Origin of the sequence: Microvirga sp. 17 mud 1-3 (assembly GCF_003151255.1) — a bacterium.
GTDB lineage: Bacteria > Pseudomonadota > Alphaproteobacteria > Rhizobiales > Beijerinckiaceae > Microvirga.
Genome location: NZ_CP029481.1, coordinates 1,568,506 through 1,584,939 on the forward strand (window position 1 = coordinate 1,568,506; position 16,434 = coordinate 1,584,939).

Annotated in this window: 17 protein-coding genes; 15 read left to right on the top strand and 2 right to left on the bottom strand. The window is 62.4% G+C overall.

Annotated elements, in window-relative coordinates:
• The first annotated feature begins 48 nt into the window (after positions 1-48).
• The 8 genes from C4E04_RS07335 to C4E04_RS07370 all read left to right on the top strand — a co-directional run bounded on the left by C4E04_RS07335 (position 49) and on the right by C4E04_RS07370 (position 7,070).
• Entirely contained in the window at positions 49-717 is a 669-nt protein-coding gene (locus C4E04_RS07335) for a cytochrome c (RefSeq protein ID WP_371682056.1), read from the top strand.
• A gap of 52 nt (positions 718-769) precedes the next feature.
• Positions 770-1,999, top strand: a complete 1,230-nt coding sequence (locus tag C4E04_RS07340; protein ID WP_371682057.1) for a cytochrome c — start codon at positions 770-772, stop codon at positions 1,997-1,999.
• A 6-nt stretch (positions 2,000-2,005) separates the two neighbouring features.
• Positions 2,006-2,188: a hypothetical protein gene (locus C4E04_RS07345; RefSeq protein ID WP_109596287.1), complete on the top strand. Its 183-nt coding sequence runs from the start codon at positions 2,006-2,008 to the stop codon at positions 2,186-2,188.
• Between the two features lie 16 nt (positions 2,189-2,204).
• Positions 2,205-2,774: a cytochrome C oxidase subunit II gene (locus tag C4E04_RS07350; protein ID WP_109596289.1), complete on the top strand. Its 570-nt coding sequence runs from the start codon at positions 2,205-2,207 to the stop codon at positions 2,772-2,774.
• Positions 2,764-4,389 (top strand): b(o/a)3-type cytochrome-c oxidase subunit 1, encoded by a 1,626-nt coding sequence (locus tag C4E04_RS07355; RefSeq protein WP_109596291.1) that lies wholly within the window; start codon positions 2,764-2,766, stop codon positions 4,387-4,389. The genes C4E04_RS07350 and C4E04_RS07355 overlap by 11 nt, the downstream gene beginning before the upstream one ends.
• Positions 4,386-5,204: a cytochrome c gene (locus tag C4E04_RS07360; protein WP_109596293.1), complete on the top strand. Its 819-nt coding sequence runs from the start codon at positions 4,386-4,388 to the stop codon at positions 5,202-5,204. Before C4E04_RS07355 ends, C4E04_RS07360 begins: the two co-directional genes overlap by 4 nt.
• A 215-nt stretch (positions 5,205-5,419) precedes the next feature.
• Positions 5,420-5,794, top strand: coding sequence for a YbaN family protein (locus C4E04_RS07365; RefSeq protein WP_109596295.1), 375 nt, complete (start codon positions 5,420-5,422; stop codon positions 5,792-5,794).
• A 106-nt stretch (positions 5,795-5,900) separates the two neighbouring features.
• The gene (locus C4E04_RS07370; RefSeq protein ID WP_371682058.1) at positions 5,901-7,070 is read left to right on the top strand and encodes a cytochrome P450; all 1,170 of its coding nucleotides are present in this window, start codon (positions 5,901-5,903) and stop codon (positions 7,068-7,070) included.
• 13 nt (positions 7,071-7,083) lie between these two features.
• Here C4E04_RS07370 and C4E04_RS07375 read toward each other — a convergent pair whose 3' ends face one another.
• Positions 7,084-7,926: a universal stress protein gene (locus C4E04_RS07375; protein WP_109600903.1), complete on the bottom strand. Its 843-nt coding sequence runs from the start codon at positions 7,924-7,926 to the stop codon at positions 7,084-7,086.
• 233 nt (positions 7,927-8,159) lie between these two features.
• Here C4E04_RS07375 and C4E04_RS07380 point away from each other — a divergent pair, with 233 nt between their 5' ends.
• Together C4E04_RS07380 and C4E04_RS21355 are read left to right on the top strand one after the other, a co-directional pair.
• Entirely contained in the window at positions 8,160-8,771 is a 612-nt protein-coding gene (locus C4E04_RS07380; protein WP_109596297.1) for a hypothetical protein, read from the top strand.
• A gap of 54 nt (positions 8,772-8,825) precedes the next feature.
• Positions 8,826-9,116, top strand: a complete 291-nt coding sequence (locus tag C4E04_RS21355) for a DUF6522 family protein (RefSeq protein ID WP_109596298.1) — start codon at positions 8,826-8,828, stop codon at positions 9,114-9,116.
• Positions 9,117-9,138: 22 nt separating this feature from the next.
• On the opposite strand, the gene C4E04_RS07390 is transcribed toward C4E04_RS21355, so the two are convergent.
• Positions 9,139-10,995 carry a mechanosensitive ion channel family protein gene (locus C4E04_RS07390; RefSeq protein ID WP_109596300.1) on the bottom strand — a complete coding sequence of 619 codons (1,857 nt, stop codon included), beginning with the start codon at positions 10,993-10,995 and terminating at the stop codon, positions 9,139-9,141.
• Between the two features lie 307 nt (positions 10,996-11,302).
• On the opposite strand from C4E04_RS07390, the gene C4E04_RS07395 reads away from it, so the two are divergent.
• The 5 genes from C4E04_RS07395 (at position 11,303) to C4E04_RS07415 (ending at position 16,423) form a co-directional block, all read left to right on the top strand.
• A complete protein-coding gene (locus C4E04_RS07395) occupies positions 11,303-12,100 on the top strand; it encodes a hypothetical protein (protein WP_109596302.1) in 798 nt (265 codons plus the stop codon).
• A gap of 120 nt (positions 12,101-12,220) precedes the next feature.
• Complete coding sequence (locus tag C4E04_RS07400; RefSeq protein ID WP_109596304.1) at positions 12,221-13,135, top strand: LysR family transcriptional regulator; 915 nt, start codon at positions 12,221-12,223, stop codon at positions 13,133-13,135.
• A 245-nt stretch (positions 13,136-13,380) separates the two neighbouring features.
• Positions 13,381-14,424, top strand: a complete 1,044-nt coding sequence (locus C4E04_RS07405) for a TRAP transporter substrate-binding protein (RefSeq protein ID WP_109596306.1) — start codon at positions 13,381-13,383, stop codon at positions 14,422-14,424.
• A 155-nt stretch (positions 14,425-14,579) separates the two neighbouring features.
• Positions 14,580-15,143, top strand: coding sequence for a TRAP transporter small permease subunit (locus C4E04_RS07410; protein WP_245416266.1), 564 nt, complete (start codon positions 14,580-14,582; stop codon positions 15,141-15,143).
• Positions 15,140-16,423, top strand: coding sequence for a TRAP transporter large permease (locus C4E04_RS07415; RefSeq protein ID WP_109596308.1), 1,284 nt, complete (start codon positions 15,140-15,142; stop codon positions 16,421-16,423). Before C4E04_RS07410 ends, C4E04_RS07415 begins: the two co-directional genes overlap by 4 nt.
• Positions 16,424-16,434: the final 11 nt, after the last annotated feature.

Consider the following 16,434-nt stretch of genomic DNA (forward strand, 5'->3'; position numbering starts at 1 on the left):
CGAAGGTTGCCGACCCGCGATTACTTCCTTCTAGGCTGGCTCCTTCTCATTGCCGCCTATCCTGTATCCGCCCGGGCACAAGCCACCGAACAGGCCCCCGATACGCAGGCGGCGCGGGTTCTCGCCTGCGCGCCATGCCATGGCGCGAAAGGGGAGGGGACCGATGACGTCTATTTTCCCCGTCTTGCGGGCAAACCGGCAGGCTATCTCTTCAATCAGCTGGTCGCCTTCCGGGAAGGGCGCCGCAAATATCCGCCGATGAACTACCTGCTCGAGTTCCAGCCCGACGAGTCCCTGAGGAAGATGGCGGAGTATTTCGCCGAACAGATGCCGCCGCTTCCCACCCCTGCCATTCCGAGCGTCAGCAAGGAGGTGCTTGCCCTGGGGGAGACACTTGTGACGCAAGGGGCGGCCGACCGGGACATTCCGGCCTGTTCGAGCTGCCACGGCGTGCACTTCACGGGAATGGAGCCAGGCATCCCCGGGCTTCTCGGGTTGCGGGCGAAATACATCAGCGCGCAGCTCGGCGCATGGCGCTATGGCACGAGGACGGCCATTGCGCCGGACTGCATGCAGGTGGTGGCCGGTCACCTGACGGAGGAAGATGTCAACGCCATCGCGGCTTATCTGTCGTCCCGTCCCGCCCCCGACAATCCTGCTCCGGCCAAAAAGGGAAGCTACGCGCTTCCCTTCGCGTGCGGCAGTCAGCCGAACTAGGGGCATACACATGCGGATTTATAAATACATCCCATCGTTTGCCCTCACGGCCATGACGATCCTGGTATCCATATCGGGCAGTGGTGTGGCGCTTGCGCAGGATCGAGCAAAGGCCGATCCCGCGATTATCGCCAAGGGCGAGTATCTGGCGAGGGCAGGGGATTGCATCGCCTGTCATACGGCCCCGGAGGGTCGGCTTTTCGCCGGCGGGCGCGCCATGCCGACACCCTTCGGCACGCTTTACACGTCCAACATCACGCCCGATCCGGAAACGGGGATCGGCAAATGGACGGCCGACGACTTCCACAAGATGATGCATTCGGGCCGCATGCCCGACGGGGGGCTGCTCTATCCGGCCATGCCGTTCGGTTCCTATACCAAAGTCACGCGGGAGGATAACGACGCGATCTTCGCCTATCTCATGAGCATTCCTCCGGTCAAACAGGCCAATCGCCCGCATGACCTGCGCTTTCCTTACAACAACCGTTCTTTGATATTAGGCTGGCGTACGCTGTTCTTTCGCGAAGGCGAGTTCAAGCCCGATCCCAACCAATCGGCGGAATGGAACCGCGGCGCTTATCTCGTCGAGGGGCTGGGCCATTGCGGCATGTGCCACACGCCCATCAACGCCCTGGGCGGCAGCTCCGAGACGGAGGCTTTCCAGGGCGGCCTGATCCCGATGCAGAACTGGTACGCCCCCTCTCTGACCTCCAATAAGGAGGCCGGCCTCGGCGAGTGGAGCATCAAGGACATTACGGACCTCCTGCGCACCGGAATCTCGAACCGGGGCACGGTCTACGGTCCCATGGCCGAGGTCGTCTACAACAGCCTCCAATACCTCACGGACGAGGACATTCGCGCCATGGCCATCTATCTCAAGAGCATTGGCCAGAGCAGCCCACCGGAGCCGCCGAATTCCGCCGTACCGACAACGGAGAGCAGTCTTCTGCTCACCCTGGGAAAGACCGTCTACGACAAGCAATGTGCGAGCTGCCATGGCGCAGACGGCAAAGGCAAGCCGCCTCACTACCCACCTCTTGCAGGCAATCAGTCCATCCAGATGGCCTCCGCGGTCAATCCGATCCGCATGGTCCTGAACGGCGGCTATCCGCCGGGGACTTTCGGCAATCCCCTGCCGCACGGCATGCCGCCTTTCGCACAGTCGCTGTCCGACAACGAGGTCGCGGCCGTCGTCACCTATATCCGCACCGCCTGGGGCAACCGCGGAACCCCGGTGACTGCGGCACAGGCCAACGAATTGCGCTCCGCTCCGCTCAATTGAGGCACCATGATCAATTCCGAGCCCCCTTCACCCCGCCCGCAGGCCACGCACGACGAGGCCACGGACGCGGCCGTGCGCGCGGGACCCAAAGGGGCGGCCGTGGTCGCCGGTATCGCGACTGCGATCGTCGTGGCGATCTGGTTCGCGTTCTACTTCTTCGTGTTCCTTCCCCGTGGGGTTGCCCAATGATGAGCTGCGTTTTCCCATGACAGCCGGTCACACCCACACTTCCGATGACGGCGCTGACGTGGCCGCCCGTGCCGAACGCCGATGGACGATGCTGTCGGTGGCGATCATCGTGGTCCTTTCGGGAGCTGCAGCCTTCGCGGGCATTCATCAGGCGACCATGCCCCAGGCCCGTGTCGAGACGGCTGATCCGACCACGTTGCACATTCAAGGGGAGTTCGTGGAGACGAATCTGGGCAGCGCTGTCGAGCCGGATGGCTCAGTCACCGTGAGGGCCATCGGACAGCGCTATTCCTTTACCCCACAATGCATCCTCGTACCGGCCGATACGCCGATCACGCTTCGAGCGACGAGTTCGGATGTCGTGCATGGACTGCTGATCCAGGGCACGAACGTCAACACCATGCTGATCCCCGGCTATGTGTCGGTCCTGACAGCCCGCTTCCAGAAACCCGGCGACCATCTCATGCCCTGCCAGGAGTTCTGCAGCATCGGGCATGAGGGAATGTGGGCCAGGGTCAAGGTGATCGACAAGGCCGCCTTCAACGACATGGCATCTCAGCAGCGGAGACTGAGCTGTGTTGAGTAGCAAGCGCCTCATCCTCGCCCATTTCTGGCTCGCCTTCGCGGTTTTCGGGATCGCCCTGCTCCTCGGGGCCTGGCAGATGTTCGTCCGGAGCCCCCTTCACACCTGGATCAGCAATCCGGAATGGTACTACCGCTCGCTCACGGCGCACGGCACCGTCATGGGTTATGTCTTCCCGACCCTGGTTGCCATGGGGTTTGGATACTCAATCAGCGAGGCAGCGCTCCGGCAGCCACTCGTCGGGCGCCGCTGGGCATGGGTCGGTTTCTGGCTGATCGCCGTCGGAGCCGTCACGGCCATGATTCCGGTGTCCATGGGCCTCGCGTCGGTTCTTTACACCTTCTATCCGCCGCTGATCGGTAATCCCTTCTATTATATCGGCGTCGTTCTGGTGGTTGTCGGATCCTGGATCTGGGTCGGGCTGATGTCCGTCAACCTCTACGTCTGGAAGCGGGATCATCCGGGCGAGCCGGTGCCGCTCGCCATGTTCGCCAATGTGGCTGGCTCCTATCTGTGGGGCTGGACGGCGGTCGGCGCTGCCCTCGAGCTCCTGTTCCAGATCCTGCCTGCCGCTCTCGGCTTCACGTCGACCATCGACGCCGGGCTGTCGCGAGTGTTCTTTTCCTGGACGCTGCACGCGATCGTCTATTTCTGGCTGATGCCGACCTATATCGCGTATTATACGATCTTTCCCCGGGCGATCGGCGGAAAGCTCTACAGCGATCCGATGGCGCGCATCGCCTTCATCCTGTTCCTCGTGGTCTCGATGCCGATCGGGATCCACCACGCCTTTGCGGATCCGCAGGTCGGTGCAGGCTTCAAGTTCATCCATTCCGCCTTCACGGCCTTGGTGGCTTTGCCGACGCTTCTGACGGTCTTCACGATCTGTGCGTCCGCCGAGCTGGCGGCGCGGCTCCGTGGCGGGCGAGGGCCGTTCGGATGGGTCAGGGCCCTGCCGTGGGGCAATCCGATCATGCTGGCCACGGCTCTCTCCTTCGTCATGCTCGGTTTCGGTGGCGCGGGTGGACTCATCAACATGAGCTACCAGCTGGATACGACGATCCACAATACGCAATGGATCACGGGGCATTTCCACCTGATCTTCGGTGGCGCAATCGTCATCATGTATTTCGCCATAGCCTATGATCTCTGGCCTCACTTGACCGGCCGCGCGCTTGAAAGCCTCGGACTCATACGGCTCCAGCTCTGGCTCTGGTTCATCGGCATGATGGTGACGACGTTCCCATGGCACTATGTCGGCATTCTCGGCATGCCCCGTCGCATGGCGTATTTCGACTACAGCCATCCGGGTCTGGCTGCCGAGGCCTTTTCGGTGAGCATGTCGGCAGTTGGGGGATTCATTCTCGTCGCCTCAGGCGTCCTGTTCCTCACGGTGCTGATCCGAGGGCAATGGGCGCCGCTGACAGAGCCCGGCGAGTATCGTTTCAGCACGGCGGTCCACCCACCCGTCTCACTTCCGGCGGCCCTCAACGGGCATGCGCTCTGGGTCTGTCTGATGATCGGCCTGACCGTGACCAATTACGGCTTCCCGATCATGCAGCTTCTCGTGCGGCCGGAGACCTCCGTACCGGCCGTCTATGTGGGGTCACAGCAATGAGCACGGAGCGCCTCTTCTCGCTCAGGAACCCCTGGTTCGTAGGAGCCGTCGGGATCACGGCGGGGCTTTTCGTGCTGACGGCCGTCGGCGGTCTGATCATTCTTCCCTTCGCACAGCGGGACGTCACCTTCGCGGGCATCTGGGATGCGATCTGCAGTGCCGCGGGGGTGCCTCAGGCACGTTCAAGCGCGAACCCGGTCCAGCCGGACTTCAAGATCTCGACAGTGGTCATAACCCCGGCGATGCTCAGCAATCCCAGCCAGGAATCCATCGGCCGCGGAGCCACGCTCGCGCAGCAATGCGCCATCTGCCACGGCCCCGTCGGCGTCACCAGGGCCGATTCCCCGAACCTTGCAGGCCAGTATGCACCCGCGATCTACAAACAGCTCAAGGATTTCAAATCCGGCGCACGGGTCAATGCGGTCATGACGCCTTTCGCCCTGCCGTTGAGCGAGCAGGACATCGTGGATCTGTCCGCCTATTATGCCTACCTTCCCCGCCTTCCGGCCTACCACCCCGACCAGGGCAGGCCCGCGCCGCGGATCGTGGTCAATGGTGCACCCTTGCGCAACATCGCTTCCTGCGGATCCTGCCACGGTGGCCTCGACAACAAGACCGGCAGCCCTTGGCTGGAAGGCCAGTCGGCCGCCTATATCAAGGCCCAGCTCGAGGCTTTCGCGTCCGGCGCGCGCCGCAACGATATCAGCCAGCAGATGCGCAATATCGCCCGCCAGATGACCCCTGCGGAGATCGAGGAGGCGGCTCAATACTACGCATCGCAGCCGCCGCACCTGCAGCGGGCGAGCGTGCCTTAAAGGCGATCGGGCAGCAGGCCATCGACTGCTCGCGCCAGACAGGCGACTTGGTGCGGCTCTCGGCCGCCTCCAGTTTACAGGAGGGCAACGCTATGAGAGCAAGGCCGTATAACACTCTTGGCCGATAGGGAGGCTTCCGTTTGGACTTAAGGAATGTCGCCTTAAAGGCGAAGAGGAGTTGCACGCTCCCTCGACCTTTCCGCTCCTGAACTTTCATGCGCAGGCTTTACTCCTGTTTCGGATATGGATGCATCGCCCTCGCGCTGCTTGGCCTGATGCTCCCGCTCCTGCCCACGACGCCGTTTTTGCTGCTCGCCCTCTGGTGCTTTGCCCGATCCGCCCCGGAACGAGTGGAATGGCTTTATGATCATCCCAAATTCGGAGCGCTGCTATCAAACTGGCGCGACGAGGGAGCCATTCCGCTTTCAGCAAAGGTCGCGGCCGTTGGTTCGATTGGCCTCTCCTACGCGGTGATTGTTTGGACCACGGATGGCGGGCTCGTGCGTCTGATCGCGGCCTTCCCGATGGCCGGAGTGGCGCTCTACGTGTCTACACGCCCAAGGCCGAGCGAAACCAAACGCGACGGTTAGGGGGCGTCTGCGCGGCTTCCGATCTCTCTTTTATTTGCTTTGCCGCAAAGCTGCGTGTCATCGGGGGTGCAAGAAAGGGCGCCAAGCTCACCTTTCTCACCGGACCATTACTTTGAGCAAGTCCTCACAGCCCGATTGGGATCCGCGGTCCTCGACCGTGCTCGATGATCAGATCGCAGCCTATGACGATATGCGGCGCCGTTGCCCCGTGGCGCATAGCGACTATCTCCATTGGTCCGTCTTCAGGCACGCCGACGTCATGCAGGTGCTGGAAGACCATGGCACTTTCAGCAGCATCGTCTCACAGCATCCCTCCGTACCCAATGGAATGGATCCACCCCGGCACACCGCCTACCGGGCTCTCATCGATCCATATTTCGCGCCGGAGCGAGTGCAGGCCTTCGAACCGATCTGCCGGGACATCGCCCTGGACCTGATCGCCAGACTGCCGAATGACGGCGAGGTCGAAATAATGGACGGGCTGGCGCGGGATTTTGCGCTGCGGATCCAGTGTGCCTTTATGGGCTGGCCGGATACCTTGCATGAGCCTTTGCGGCAGTGGACGCGGCGGAACCATGACGCCACCCTGGCTGGCGACCGGTCCGCCACGGCGGCCGTAGCCCGGGAGTTCGACGGCTACGTCAGAACTCTGCTCGACCTGCGCCGCAGCGCCGGTGAGTGCGCGCCGGATGATGTGATGTCTCGCCTGCTCAGGGAGCGAATTGACGGCAGAGCGCTGACAGATGAGGAGATCGTCAGCATCGTGCGTAACTGGACCGTGGGTGAACTCGGCACTATCGCGGCCAGTGTCGGGATTGTGGCGCATCAACTGGCTGTCTGCCCGGACCTGCAGCAGCGCCTGCGCGCGGATTCCTCGCTTCTGCTGCCTGCGATAGACGAGGTCCTGCGCATGCATGGGCCGCTGATCACCAATCGTCGGATCACGACCCGTGCGGTAGAGATCGGTGGCCGCCGGCTTGAGGCAGGAGCGCGCATCAGCTTGATCTGGGCCTCTGCCAATCGTGACGAGGCTGTTTTCGGAAACCCGGACGAGTTCCGGCTCGACCGCGATCCGTCGCAAAATCTGCTCTACGGCGCTGGAATCCATGTTTGCCCAGGGGCGGCCTTGGCCAGGCTTGAGCTCCGCGTTGTGATGGAGGAACTGCTGGCACGTACCGATCGGATAGCGTTGGTGCCGGAGAACCGGCCTGTCCGTGCCGCTTATCCGGCCAGCGGCTTCGCGTCGCTGCCCCTGCGGATCGAGCGGGGCGCATGAGGGCGCCCCTCGATCAGTAAGAGAGAAACAGCGGAACCGGACAGCTTTTGAGCAATGACTGCGTCGTGCCACCGAGCACCATCTGGCGCAGGCGCGAATGGACATAGGCGCCCATCACAATCATGTCCGCATGGGTCAGAGTCGCATGGTTGCGTAATGTCTCGGCTACATCGCCGTTGATCGCCGGTAGGTTCAACACGCTCACTCGGACGCCGTGGCGCGAAAGATGCGGGGCTATTTCGGCACCCGACGCCATGTGCGTTAGATCCTTCTCGCCCGTGATACTGACCAGATCGACCTGTTCGCATTCCCGCAGGAAGGGAAGGGCGTCGTTCAGGGCGCGTGCGGCCTTGGCACTGCCGTCCCATGCCACCACGATCCGGCGGGCCGCAAAGGTCTCCCGGCCGGGAGGGACAACGATGAGCGGACGGCCGCTGTCGATAAGCACCGCCTCGATGAGACCGCGGTCGATGGCCAGCGCAACCGGTTCGGCGTCCAGCACCGTCAGGTCATGGCTTCGCGCCAGGGTCGTGAAGCTCCTGATGAGATCCGCATAGGCGAGTTGCGGTGCCTGAGTCGTACAGGCAAGTCCGGAGGCTGCCGCAGATTGCCGGGCCGTATCGACGACGGCGTTCGCCAAGGCATCGAGCCGGCGATTCTCGGCGGCGACCAGGCCCTTCGCCACGCTGCTGACGAAAGCATGCGTGAGCACGAGTTTCAGCGAGGCGGCCTGAACGGTCACATGAGCTCCGGTCTCCCTGGCCAGCGAGAGGCCATAGGCCAGTGCCGAGACGGATTCTTCGTTATCCCCTTCCTCCGTCAGGCCGATCAGAATGCTGTGGATGTTCTGAAACACCGTATCCTCCTGTGGCGATGCCGGTTCAGGACTTGCGAGGCTGTAATCCTGCCCCATTTCGAGCCGTCCGGCAAAGCCGGCTGTGAAGCACACCATAATTGCATCAGGTCATCGCAACGACATTGAGCCAGCGCAATGACCGGCCGACGAGATCGGACGAAGATTAAAATGCAAATTGCCAAAGCCGCTCCTGGCAATTCAAGCGCTACTCCAAGCGAAAGGTGATGGCACCAATGAAATTTCCGGACTTCTTCGACAGGGCACCCAGCCTCACCGTTTACGATCCTCTCGCGGCGTTCCTGGGCGCTGTCGAGGATGGGCTCATCACGTATTCCTACTCCGATGCCGTCAAGCTCGCCGGACATTCCTGCCCGACCGTGGCGGGTGCATTTCTCATGACCGTGAAGGCCCTTGAGCACCTCTATGGCAGTGAGGTCCCGGTGCGGGGCGAGATCGACGTTGAGCTCCGACAGGACGCGTCCGAAGGGGTTGCGGGCGTGGTCGCTTCCGTGGCTGCCCTGCTGACTGGGGCGGCCGGCGAGGGTGGTTTCAAAGGGATCGCCGGACAATTCGAGCGGCGCGACCGTCTCCGCTATGGCATGGACTTCGATGGCGAGGTTTCGTTTCGTCGCCGTGACACGGGTGTCCGCGTTGTCGCGAGGATGAATGGAGGCGCAGTGCCGCCCGTTCCGGAATCCCGGGTGTCGCTCCAGCGCGTTCTTTCCGGCGATGCATCGCGCGACGAGGCCAGGGAATTTGGCCTTCTGTGGCAGGAGCGGGTTCGCCGAATGCTGATCGAGCATGCGGATGATCCCGATTTCATCCGTCTGGAGGCGGTCTCCTGATGTCGAGGCGTTTGGCTTTCGTTTCGCCGCTCAGCCTGGAAAGGATGTCTTCTCATGGCAAGCGTCAAAGTCCTGAACGGCAGTGTCCAAGTCGATGCGTCCCTGCTCGCCGAGCAGTTCGATCTTGAGCCGTCGTCCGTAATCGACCTTCTTCGCAGAGGGGAGATCACGAGTCGGTATGAGCGAGGTACCGGAGAAGACGAAGGGCGTCATCGGCTGACCTTCTTCCACGGAAGCAGGCGACTGCGCCTTATCGTGGACGGAACAGGACAAATCCTGCGCCGCTCATGCATCGATTTTGGCGAGCGGGCACTCCCGGCTTCTCTTCACAAGCCAGGCCCATAACTTCCGGCCCCGTCGCTGAATCTCAGCGAATTCCGGAAAGGCGATCTGCGGCTGCGGCGAACGTAATCGGCTTGGGGACGGCAACGATTCCGTTTTCCCGGAACGTGCGCTGAATAGCCAAATAGACCGCCTTGCGGATGGCGAATTGCTTGCCTGCTCGCGCCTTGAATTTGCCGCGCACCAGCAGCGTGCCATCCTCGACCGAGGCAATGCCCTGGCTCTTGAACGTCTCGAGCAGGTCCCCGCTCAGATCCGGGTCGTCCGCAATCTCCTGTCCGATCTGTTTGAAGAGCTTGCGCACCTTGTCGACATCCGTGTCGAACGCGACCCGGAACACCAGCTTCTCGATCACCCAGTCACGGGAATAGTTCTGAATCTTGCCGATTTGTCCGTAAGGGATGGTCGCGATGGCGCCCCGCGGATGGCGCAGGCTCACCGAGCGAACCGAGATCCGCTCCACCATGCCCTTGGCACCGGACGTTTCGATGTATTCGCCGAGGCGGAAAGCATCGTCGAGCAGGAAGAACAGTCCCGACACGATGTCTTTTACGAGCGTCTGCGAGCCGAAGCCGATGGCCAGCCCGAAGACGCTCAGGCCGGTGATCAGCGGCCAGACATTCACGTCGAGGATGACGAGGATCGTCAGAACCGACAGGACGAAGATGCTTGCCTTTGCCGTTCCTTGAAGAAGCGGCAGCAGGGTCTCCAGGCGGGTGCGGGGGGCATGCGTGTTCCCTTCGGTTTCGGCATCCGGTTCCCGATGCTCCTTGGCCCGGACGCGTTCGATGCTTGCGGCGGTCACGTTCCAGAGCAGCGCGCCGACAAGCGCCACGAGGATCATTTCGACGGCGCGCGTGCTGATGAGCGTAACGTTGAAGCCGATCGCCGTCAGGGCCGGCAGGGCCCATAGATACGCCAGCAGGCCGATGACAAGGACCGCAAAGGCAAAGCGCGCCATCCGCCGGAATGTGGCGGCCAGGAGGGAAGTGGATGGGTCGTCGGCCTTGCGTTCCACCCAAGCGCCGATTGCACTGTCGACGTGGGGAGCAACGAGAACCAGGAGGAGCGTGCCGAGCATCGCCAGTCCGGGGAGGGGTCTCTCAACGGTCACGCCGATCTGGAGCGCCAGGAAGGTGCCGACGAGCGCCAGGATGGCCAGGGTCGGCCAGGCGGATGCGAAATGCGCACGCCAGGTGGAGCGGGGTTCCGACCCGGCAACCGCCATAGCGATGGCCTTGCGATGATGCCAATAGGCATAGACGAGCAGAACCGTGGTCGGGAGGCTGACGATGAACAGCCCCGTCATGTCGCGGAGGGCAGGCCCTGCATTCCAGGCCTTCAGTGTGGCAAGGGCCGCCAGGCCGAGGAATCCCCATGCGGAGCCGGCCGCCAGAATTCGGGCGAATGAGGCAAGGCGAGGCCCCGGCAAATCCTGGCCTGCGTTGCTGTGCAACAGGCCCGTGACAAGGCGGCCGAAGAGTAGGCCGAGAATGGCCGCAATGCCCCATACCCTTGCCACATGGCGCTCAATCTCGTCCACGAGACTGAATCTGAGGAGGATGACGATGATCAGCGCAGCCAGGAATGCGCTGGCTATTTCTCGCAATGGCCGTACTGAAGGAAGGGCTTTCGATGTCGAACGGCCGAGCAGGTACCTAACCCCGTGAAAGGCGAGGGCCGAAGCCAGAACAGTCCCGATGACGATTGCGGCGAAAGTGCCGGGAGCGTGATTGGTCGCAAGGCTATCGACGAATGCACTCCAGTCACGGCCGACATCGCCGATTTGCGCAAGTCTTCTCTTGAAGCCGGATTCCAGCGCGATGCCGATCGCGTCAAGACGGTCGATGAACAGGCCGGCGCCCTCCGTTACCTCTGTCAAGACGTCCTCTTTCTGTTCTGGCGACGTAACACCTGGCTCCGTAGAGCCGCACAGGGATTATCCTCACAGGAATATAGTTCTTGTCCAGAGCAGAGATGACGGATCCCGAGCATTGGACGGGGCCATGGCCAACCGTGCGGCCCTGGTTTGACGTGGGCGCAGTTGTGCGGCCGCGGGCCATTTGGAACTATGCTTTGCCACAGGCCCGGGCTAAGTCGCCCCTGTTCCTCATTCCGGTGCCATCTCTGGATGCCCGCCGGGGTAATCTATCGACAGCCTGCCATCTGAAGGTCGGAAAATCTTGGACATGTCTTTCTGGTTGCCGCTGGCAATCAAGATGCTGACGAGCGCCGCCATCGTGGTCGGAGCCTCTTTCATCGTCGAGCGAAGCGGTCCCTTCATGGGAGCGATGATTGCGACGCTGCCGATCTCGGCCGGGCCGGCCTATGCGTTCCTGGCGCTGGATCACGGACCGGATTTCATCGCGGCCAGCGCCTTGACCGGGCTTGCGGTCTCGGCCGCAACGGTTCTCTTCATGGTCGTCTATGCGGCGGTTGCCCAGCGGCGTGGCCTGCCGGCGAGCCTCGGCGCCGCCTTTGCGATGTGGGCGATCGCCATCTGGCTCATTCTTCAGGCTCAATGGACCTTTGGCGGCGCGCTCCTCCTGAACGCAGCGGTCTATGCCGGGGCTCTGCCGCTCGCGCGCAGGTTTGCCTCGTCGGCTATGCCAGCGTCTCCAAAGAAACGGGCATGGGATGTCCCTTTCCGAGCCGCGCTGGTCATGACCGTGGTCGGCGTCACGGTCTTGGCCGGGCGAGCGCTGGGGCCGTCCATCGCTGCCGTGGCGGCGCTCGCCCCTGTCGTTCTGATCAGCCTGTCCCTGATCCTGCAGCCTCGGATCGGCGGCGTGGCCGCTGCCTCCGTGATCGCGAACGGGGTTCCGGGCATGGTGGGCTTCGTCCTCGCGCTAAGCCTTCTCCATCTCTGTTCCGTCCCGCTGGGGACGTGGCTGTCACTTCTGCTGGCTTTGGCGACGAGCGTCGGCTGGAATGCGTCGCTCATCGCAGCGAGGCGTTGGCGGTCGATTTCGCGGGCTGGGGCTTGATCGCCCGTCCAAGGCGCCTCTTAGCGCTGGCCCGAGGCCGGACGCTTCGTTCATAATCCTTGTCACTGTCGATCCGCATCCGATTTCCGGCGCGGAGCCCGTTATTCGGACGAGCAGGTCATGATCGATCTGAGAAACATTGAAACGTTCTTCTGGGCCGCCGCGCTCGGCAGCCTGAGGGCGGCCTCCGAGAAACTCGGGACGACCCAGCCGGCCGTGTCGCAAAGGATCGCCTCCCTGGAAGCCGCTTTGGGCGTGCGCCTGTTCGAGCGGGACGCGCGCGGCGTGACCCTGACCGCGAAGGGGCGGGAAATCCTGTCCCATGCCGAGCGGATGATGCAGGTCCGGCGCGATATGCTCCGCGCAGCCCAGGATCAGAATGTCATGAGCGGCATGGTCCGGATCGGCGTGGCGGAGACTATCGTGCAAACTTGGCTGTCCGCGCTCATCGAGGAGGTTCACAGTGCCTATCCGGCTCTGGTGCTGGAGATCGAGGTCGACAGCACGCATGTGCTCCGCTCCCATCTGATATCGCGCCAGATCGACCTCGCCTTCCTGATGGGGCCCGTGCTTCAGGAGCGTGTCGAGAACCTGCCGCTCTGCACCTATCCGCTCGCCTGGGTCGCCAGTCCTGCACTCAATCTCGGGAGTGGACCGCTTACGCTCGACCAGGTCGCAAGCCGGCCGATCATCACCTATCCGTCCAACAGCAGCCCTTACCGCGTGGTGCGGGAGATGCTTCTTCGCGCAGGCGTAAAGACGCCGCGCATGTACGGAAGCGCCTCCCTTTCCATGGCGGTGCGCATGGCGCTGGACGGAATCGGCACGGCCGTGATCGCGCCCGTGTTTCTGGACAAGGAACTGGCCTCAGGTGAACTCCAGCTTCTTGAGGTGAAGGGTGATCCCCTGCCGGATCTGAGCTTCACGGCAACCTGGATTGACGGACCGGACAGTCACGCGCCGCGCCTTATTGCCACGCTTGCGCAAGAGGTTGCGGCCCGGGCCGAGAACCGGAACGGGTCGACATCTAAATAAAATTTATATCCCTTATTCAAACATTCGACTGGACAATAAAAACGATACTGGAATGCAATGACCGGAGAATGACATTCGGAGAGATGGAATTTCGGCAGGATCGACAAGGCAAAAGACGATCTTGTCGTCATCCGCCGAGTGTTCGTCTTCGAATTGATGCATTGTTGCAAAGAGCTGGGAGTGGCCTCTCTTTTCTGAAACAACGTGCCGGTTCGCATCAAAAACCAACCAGAGGATGGTACCCCATGAAAAGAATTCTTTATGCCGCCGCAGCGCTGCTCGTGACGTCCGGTGCCGCGCTCGCGCAGGACCTGCCCAAGACCCATCTCAAGATCATCGGGGGCCTCAGCAACCTCACGGCCTACAACGATTTCGAGAAGCCCTTCTGGACCAAGACGATTCCAGAACTTTCCAAGGGCCAGGTTACGGCGGAGATCAAGGGCTTCAACGAGATGGGCCTTAAGGGACCTGAGATCCTGCGTCTCATGTCCCAGGGCGTCATCGAGTTCGGCACCGCGACGCTCTCCTATTTCGCTAGCGACAACCCGATCAACGAGGCTATCGATCTTGCGGGTCTTGCTCCCGACGTGAAGACCGCGCGCGCTGTCACAGACGCGTTCGAGCCGGTTTACGCCAAGCTCTACGGCGAGGGCTCCAACGTGAAGCTCTTGGGGATCTCGACCTATCCGGCGCAGGTCCTGTTCTGCAACGCCGAGGTCAACAGCCTCGCGGATCTCAAGGGCAAGAAGGTTCGCACCAGCAGCCGTACGCAGGCTGAGTTCGTGGAAGCATTCGGTGGTTCGAGCGTGACGATGGCCTTCGGCGAGGTTGTGCCCGCTCTGCAGAACAAGGTGGTGGATTGCGCAATCACCGGCTCTCTCTCGGGCTATTCGGCCAAGTGGTATGAGGTTTCGACGCACCTCTTCGCGCTCCCGATCAACTGGAACCAGCAGATCCATGCCGTCAACCAGAAGGCCTGGGACAAGCTCGATCCGAAGGTGCAGACCTTCCTCCAGACCAACATCAAGACCCTGATGGACGATATCTGGAAAGCGGCCGCAGAGCAGACGCAGCAGGGTTATGACTGCAACACCGGCGCCGATGCCTGCACGTTGCCCGTCAAGGGCAAGATGAAGCTGGTTCAGCCGTCCGATGCCGACCGCGCGCTTCTCAAGAAGGCTCTCCAGGAATCGATCCTGCCTAAGTGGGCCGCGCGTTGCTCTGCCGATTGCGTGAAGAGCTTCAACGAGACCATCGGCAAGACGCTCGGCGTCACGGCCTCCAAGTAATCCGTATCGATCGCGCCGGAGCTCTTATGGCTCCGGCGCATCCAATCACCCATTTCAGCCCGCCGCGGCGCATGAAGGGTCGGAAAAAAGGTGCTCTCATGAGACCAGAGGTCCATCCATTCTTTCTTGACGGCCCGTCCCGCGTTGCGGAAACCATGTCCCGCTGGGCCGTATGGTTCGGCGGAGCGTTGACGATCGGCAGCGTGCTGCTGATTTCCTTCGATGTGATCGTCCGGAAGTTCTTCGGCTTCAGCACCGGCGGCGCGGACGAGCTGTCGAGCTATGCCTTCGCGATCAGCACCTCCTGGGCGCTCGCCTTTGCGACCCTGCAGCGCGCCAATGTGCGTGTCGACGTGCTCTACCAATATCTGCCGGTGCGGATTTCGGCCGTGCTGGACTGGCTCTCCATCGTGGCGCTCGGCGCATTCATGGCGATGCTGACCCGCTATGCCTACGAGGTCGTTGCGACATCCTGGGTGCAGAACTCCGCCGCCAACACGCCGCTGGCGACACCGCTCGTCATCCCGCAAGGGCTCTGGTTCATCGGCCTCGTCTGGATGTGCCTTGTCCTGGCCCTGATGTTGCTGAGGGCCTCAGTGGCCCTGATCACGGGCCGGTTCGATGAGGTCAAGGCCATCGCCGGCGTCCGCTCGACCCAGGAAGAAGCCGAGGAAGAGGCTGCCGCCGGAGAGCGCATTATCCGGGGAGACGCCGCATGATCACGACCGCACTGATCCTTCTCCTCGTCCTCATCGGGCTGAGCATTCCGGTCGGGGCCGCCCTTGGCGTCCTCGGGCTGCTCCTGGACCCTCTCTATTCGATGCTGCCGCTGACGCGCGCCATCGGTGAGCTGGCCTGGAGCACGAACAACGAATTCCTCATGGTCGCGATCCCGCTCTTCATCCTGCTGGGCGAGATTCTCCTGCGTGCTGGGTTCGCGGAACGCATGTACAGCGCCATGAGCCTGTGGCTCTCCTGGCTGCCGGGCGGCCTCATGCATGCCAATATCGGAGCCTCGACGTTGTTCGCGGCCACGTCCGGCTCGAGCGTCGCAACCGCCGCTACGGTCGGCACGGTCGCAATCCCGCAGATCAAACGCTACGGGTACAACGAGCCGCTCTTCCTCGGTAGTCTCGCGGCGGGCGGAACCCTCGGCATCCTCATCCCGCCTTCGATCAACCTTGTGATCTATGGCGTCCTGACCAATTCCTCGGTTCCCAAGCTCTATCTCGCGGGCATCATTCCGGGCTTCCTGCTGGCCGCCCTGTTCATGCTCGTGATCATCGCCGCCTGCATCGCAAAGCCGTCCTGGAGCGGGCACAAGATCCGCGCGAGCTGGGGCGAGCGCTTCCGGAGCCTTGTCCACCTTGCGCCGCCGCTCGGGATCTTCTTTCTGGTCGTCGGGTCGATCTATGCGGGTCTTGCGACGCCGACGGAGGCCGCTGCCCTCGGCGTGCTGGGCGCCCTGATCCTTGCGGCGTGGTTCCGCCGCCTGACCTGGACGATGCTGCGCACCTGTATCGAAGGCACCATGCAGGCCACGGCCATGATCATGCTGATCGTGATTGGCGCGGCCTTCCTGAACTTCATCATGTCGGCCACCGGGCTGACGGATGCCATCACGGGCTCCATCACGGGGCTCGGGCTCTCGCCGGGCTGGATGCTGTTGATCGTCATCCTGTTCTATCTCGTGCTGGGCTGCTTCATGGAGACCCTCTCCATGATGATCACGACCATCCCGATCGTCGCGCCCATCATGATGGCTCTCGGCTACGACCCGATCTGGCTCGGCATCATCATCATCATTCTGGTGGAGGCTGCGCTGATCACGCCGCCGGTCGGGCTCAACCTCTTCGTGGTTCAGAGCCTGCGCAAGAGCGGGTCCATGGGGGCCGTCATCACGGGCGCGCTGCCGTTCGTGCTCGCCATGTTCCTGCTGCTGGCGCTTCTGGCCTTCTTCCCCGGCCTCGCGCTCTGGCTTCCCAGCATCTTTGGATAGGCCCAGGCCTC

Bases quoted from the DNA above. Each gene is read 5' to 3' on its own strand.
- C4E04_RS07340 (WP_371682057.1), top strand. From the start codon at position 770: ATGACGATCCTGGTATCCATATCGGGCAGTGGTGTGGCGCTTGCGCAG.
- C4E04_RS07345 (WP_109596287.1), top strand. From the start codon at position 2,006: ATGATCAATTCCGAGCCCCCTTCACCCCGCCCGCAGGCCACGCACGAC.
- C4E04_RS07415 (WP_109596308.1), top strand. From the start codon at position 15,140: ATGATCACGACCGCACTGATCCTTCTCCTCGTCCTCATCGGGCTGAGC.
- C4E04_RS07395 (WP_109596302.1), top strand. From the start codon at position 11,303: ATGTCTTTCTGGTTGCCGCTGGCAATCAAGATGCTGACGAGCGCCGCC.
- C4E04_RS21355 (WP_109596298.1), top strand. From the start codon at position 8,826: ATGGCAAGCGTCAAAGTCCTGAACGGCAGTGTCCAAGTCGATGCGTCC.
- C4E04_RS07360 (WP_109596293.1), top strand. From the start codon at position 4,386: ATGAGCACGGAGCGCCTCTTCTCGCTCAGGAACCCCTGGTTCGTAGGA.
- C4E04_RS07410 (WP_245416266.1), top strand. From the start codon at position 14,580: ATGTCCCGCTGGGCCGTATGGTTCGGCGGAGCGTTGACGATCGGCAGC.
- C4E04_RS07400 (WP_109596304.1), top strand. From the start codon at position 12,221: ATGATCGATCTGAGAAACATTGAAACGTTCTTCTGGGCCGCCGCGCTC.
- C4E04_RS07350 (WP_109596289.1), top strand. From the start codon at position 2,205: ATGACAGCCGGTCACACCCACACTTCCGATGACGGCGCTGACGTGGCC.
- C4E04_RS07380 (WP_109596297.1), top strand. From the start codon at position 8,160: ATGAAATTTCCGGACTTCTTCGACAGGGCACCCAGCCTCACCGTTTAC.
- C4E04_RS07365 (WP_109596295.1), top strand. From the start codon at position 5,420: ATGCGCAGGCTTTACTCCTGTTTCGGATATGGATGCATCGCCCTCGCG.
- C4E04_RS07405 (WP_109596306.1), top strand. From the start codon at position 13,381: ATGAAAAGAATTCTTTATGCCGCCGCAGCGCTGCTCGTGACGTCCGGT.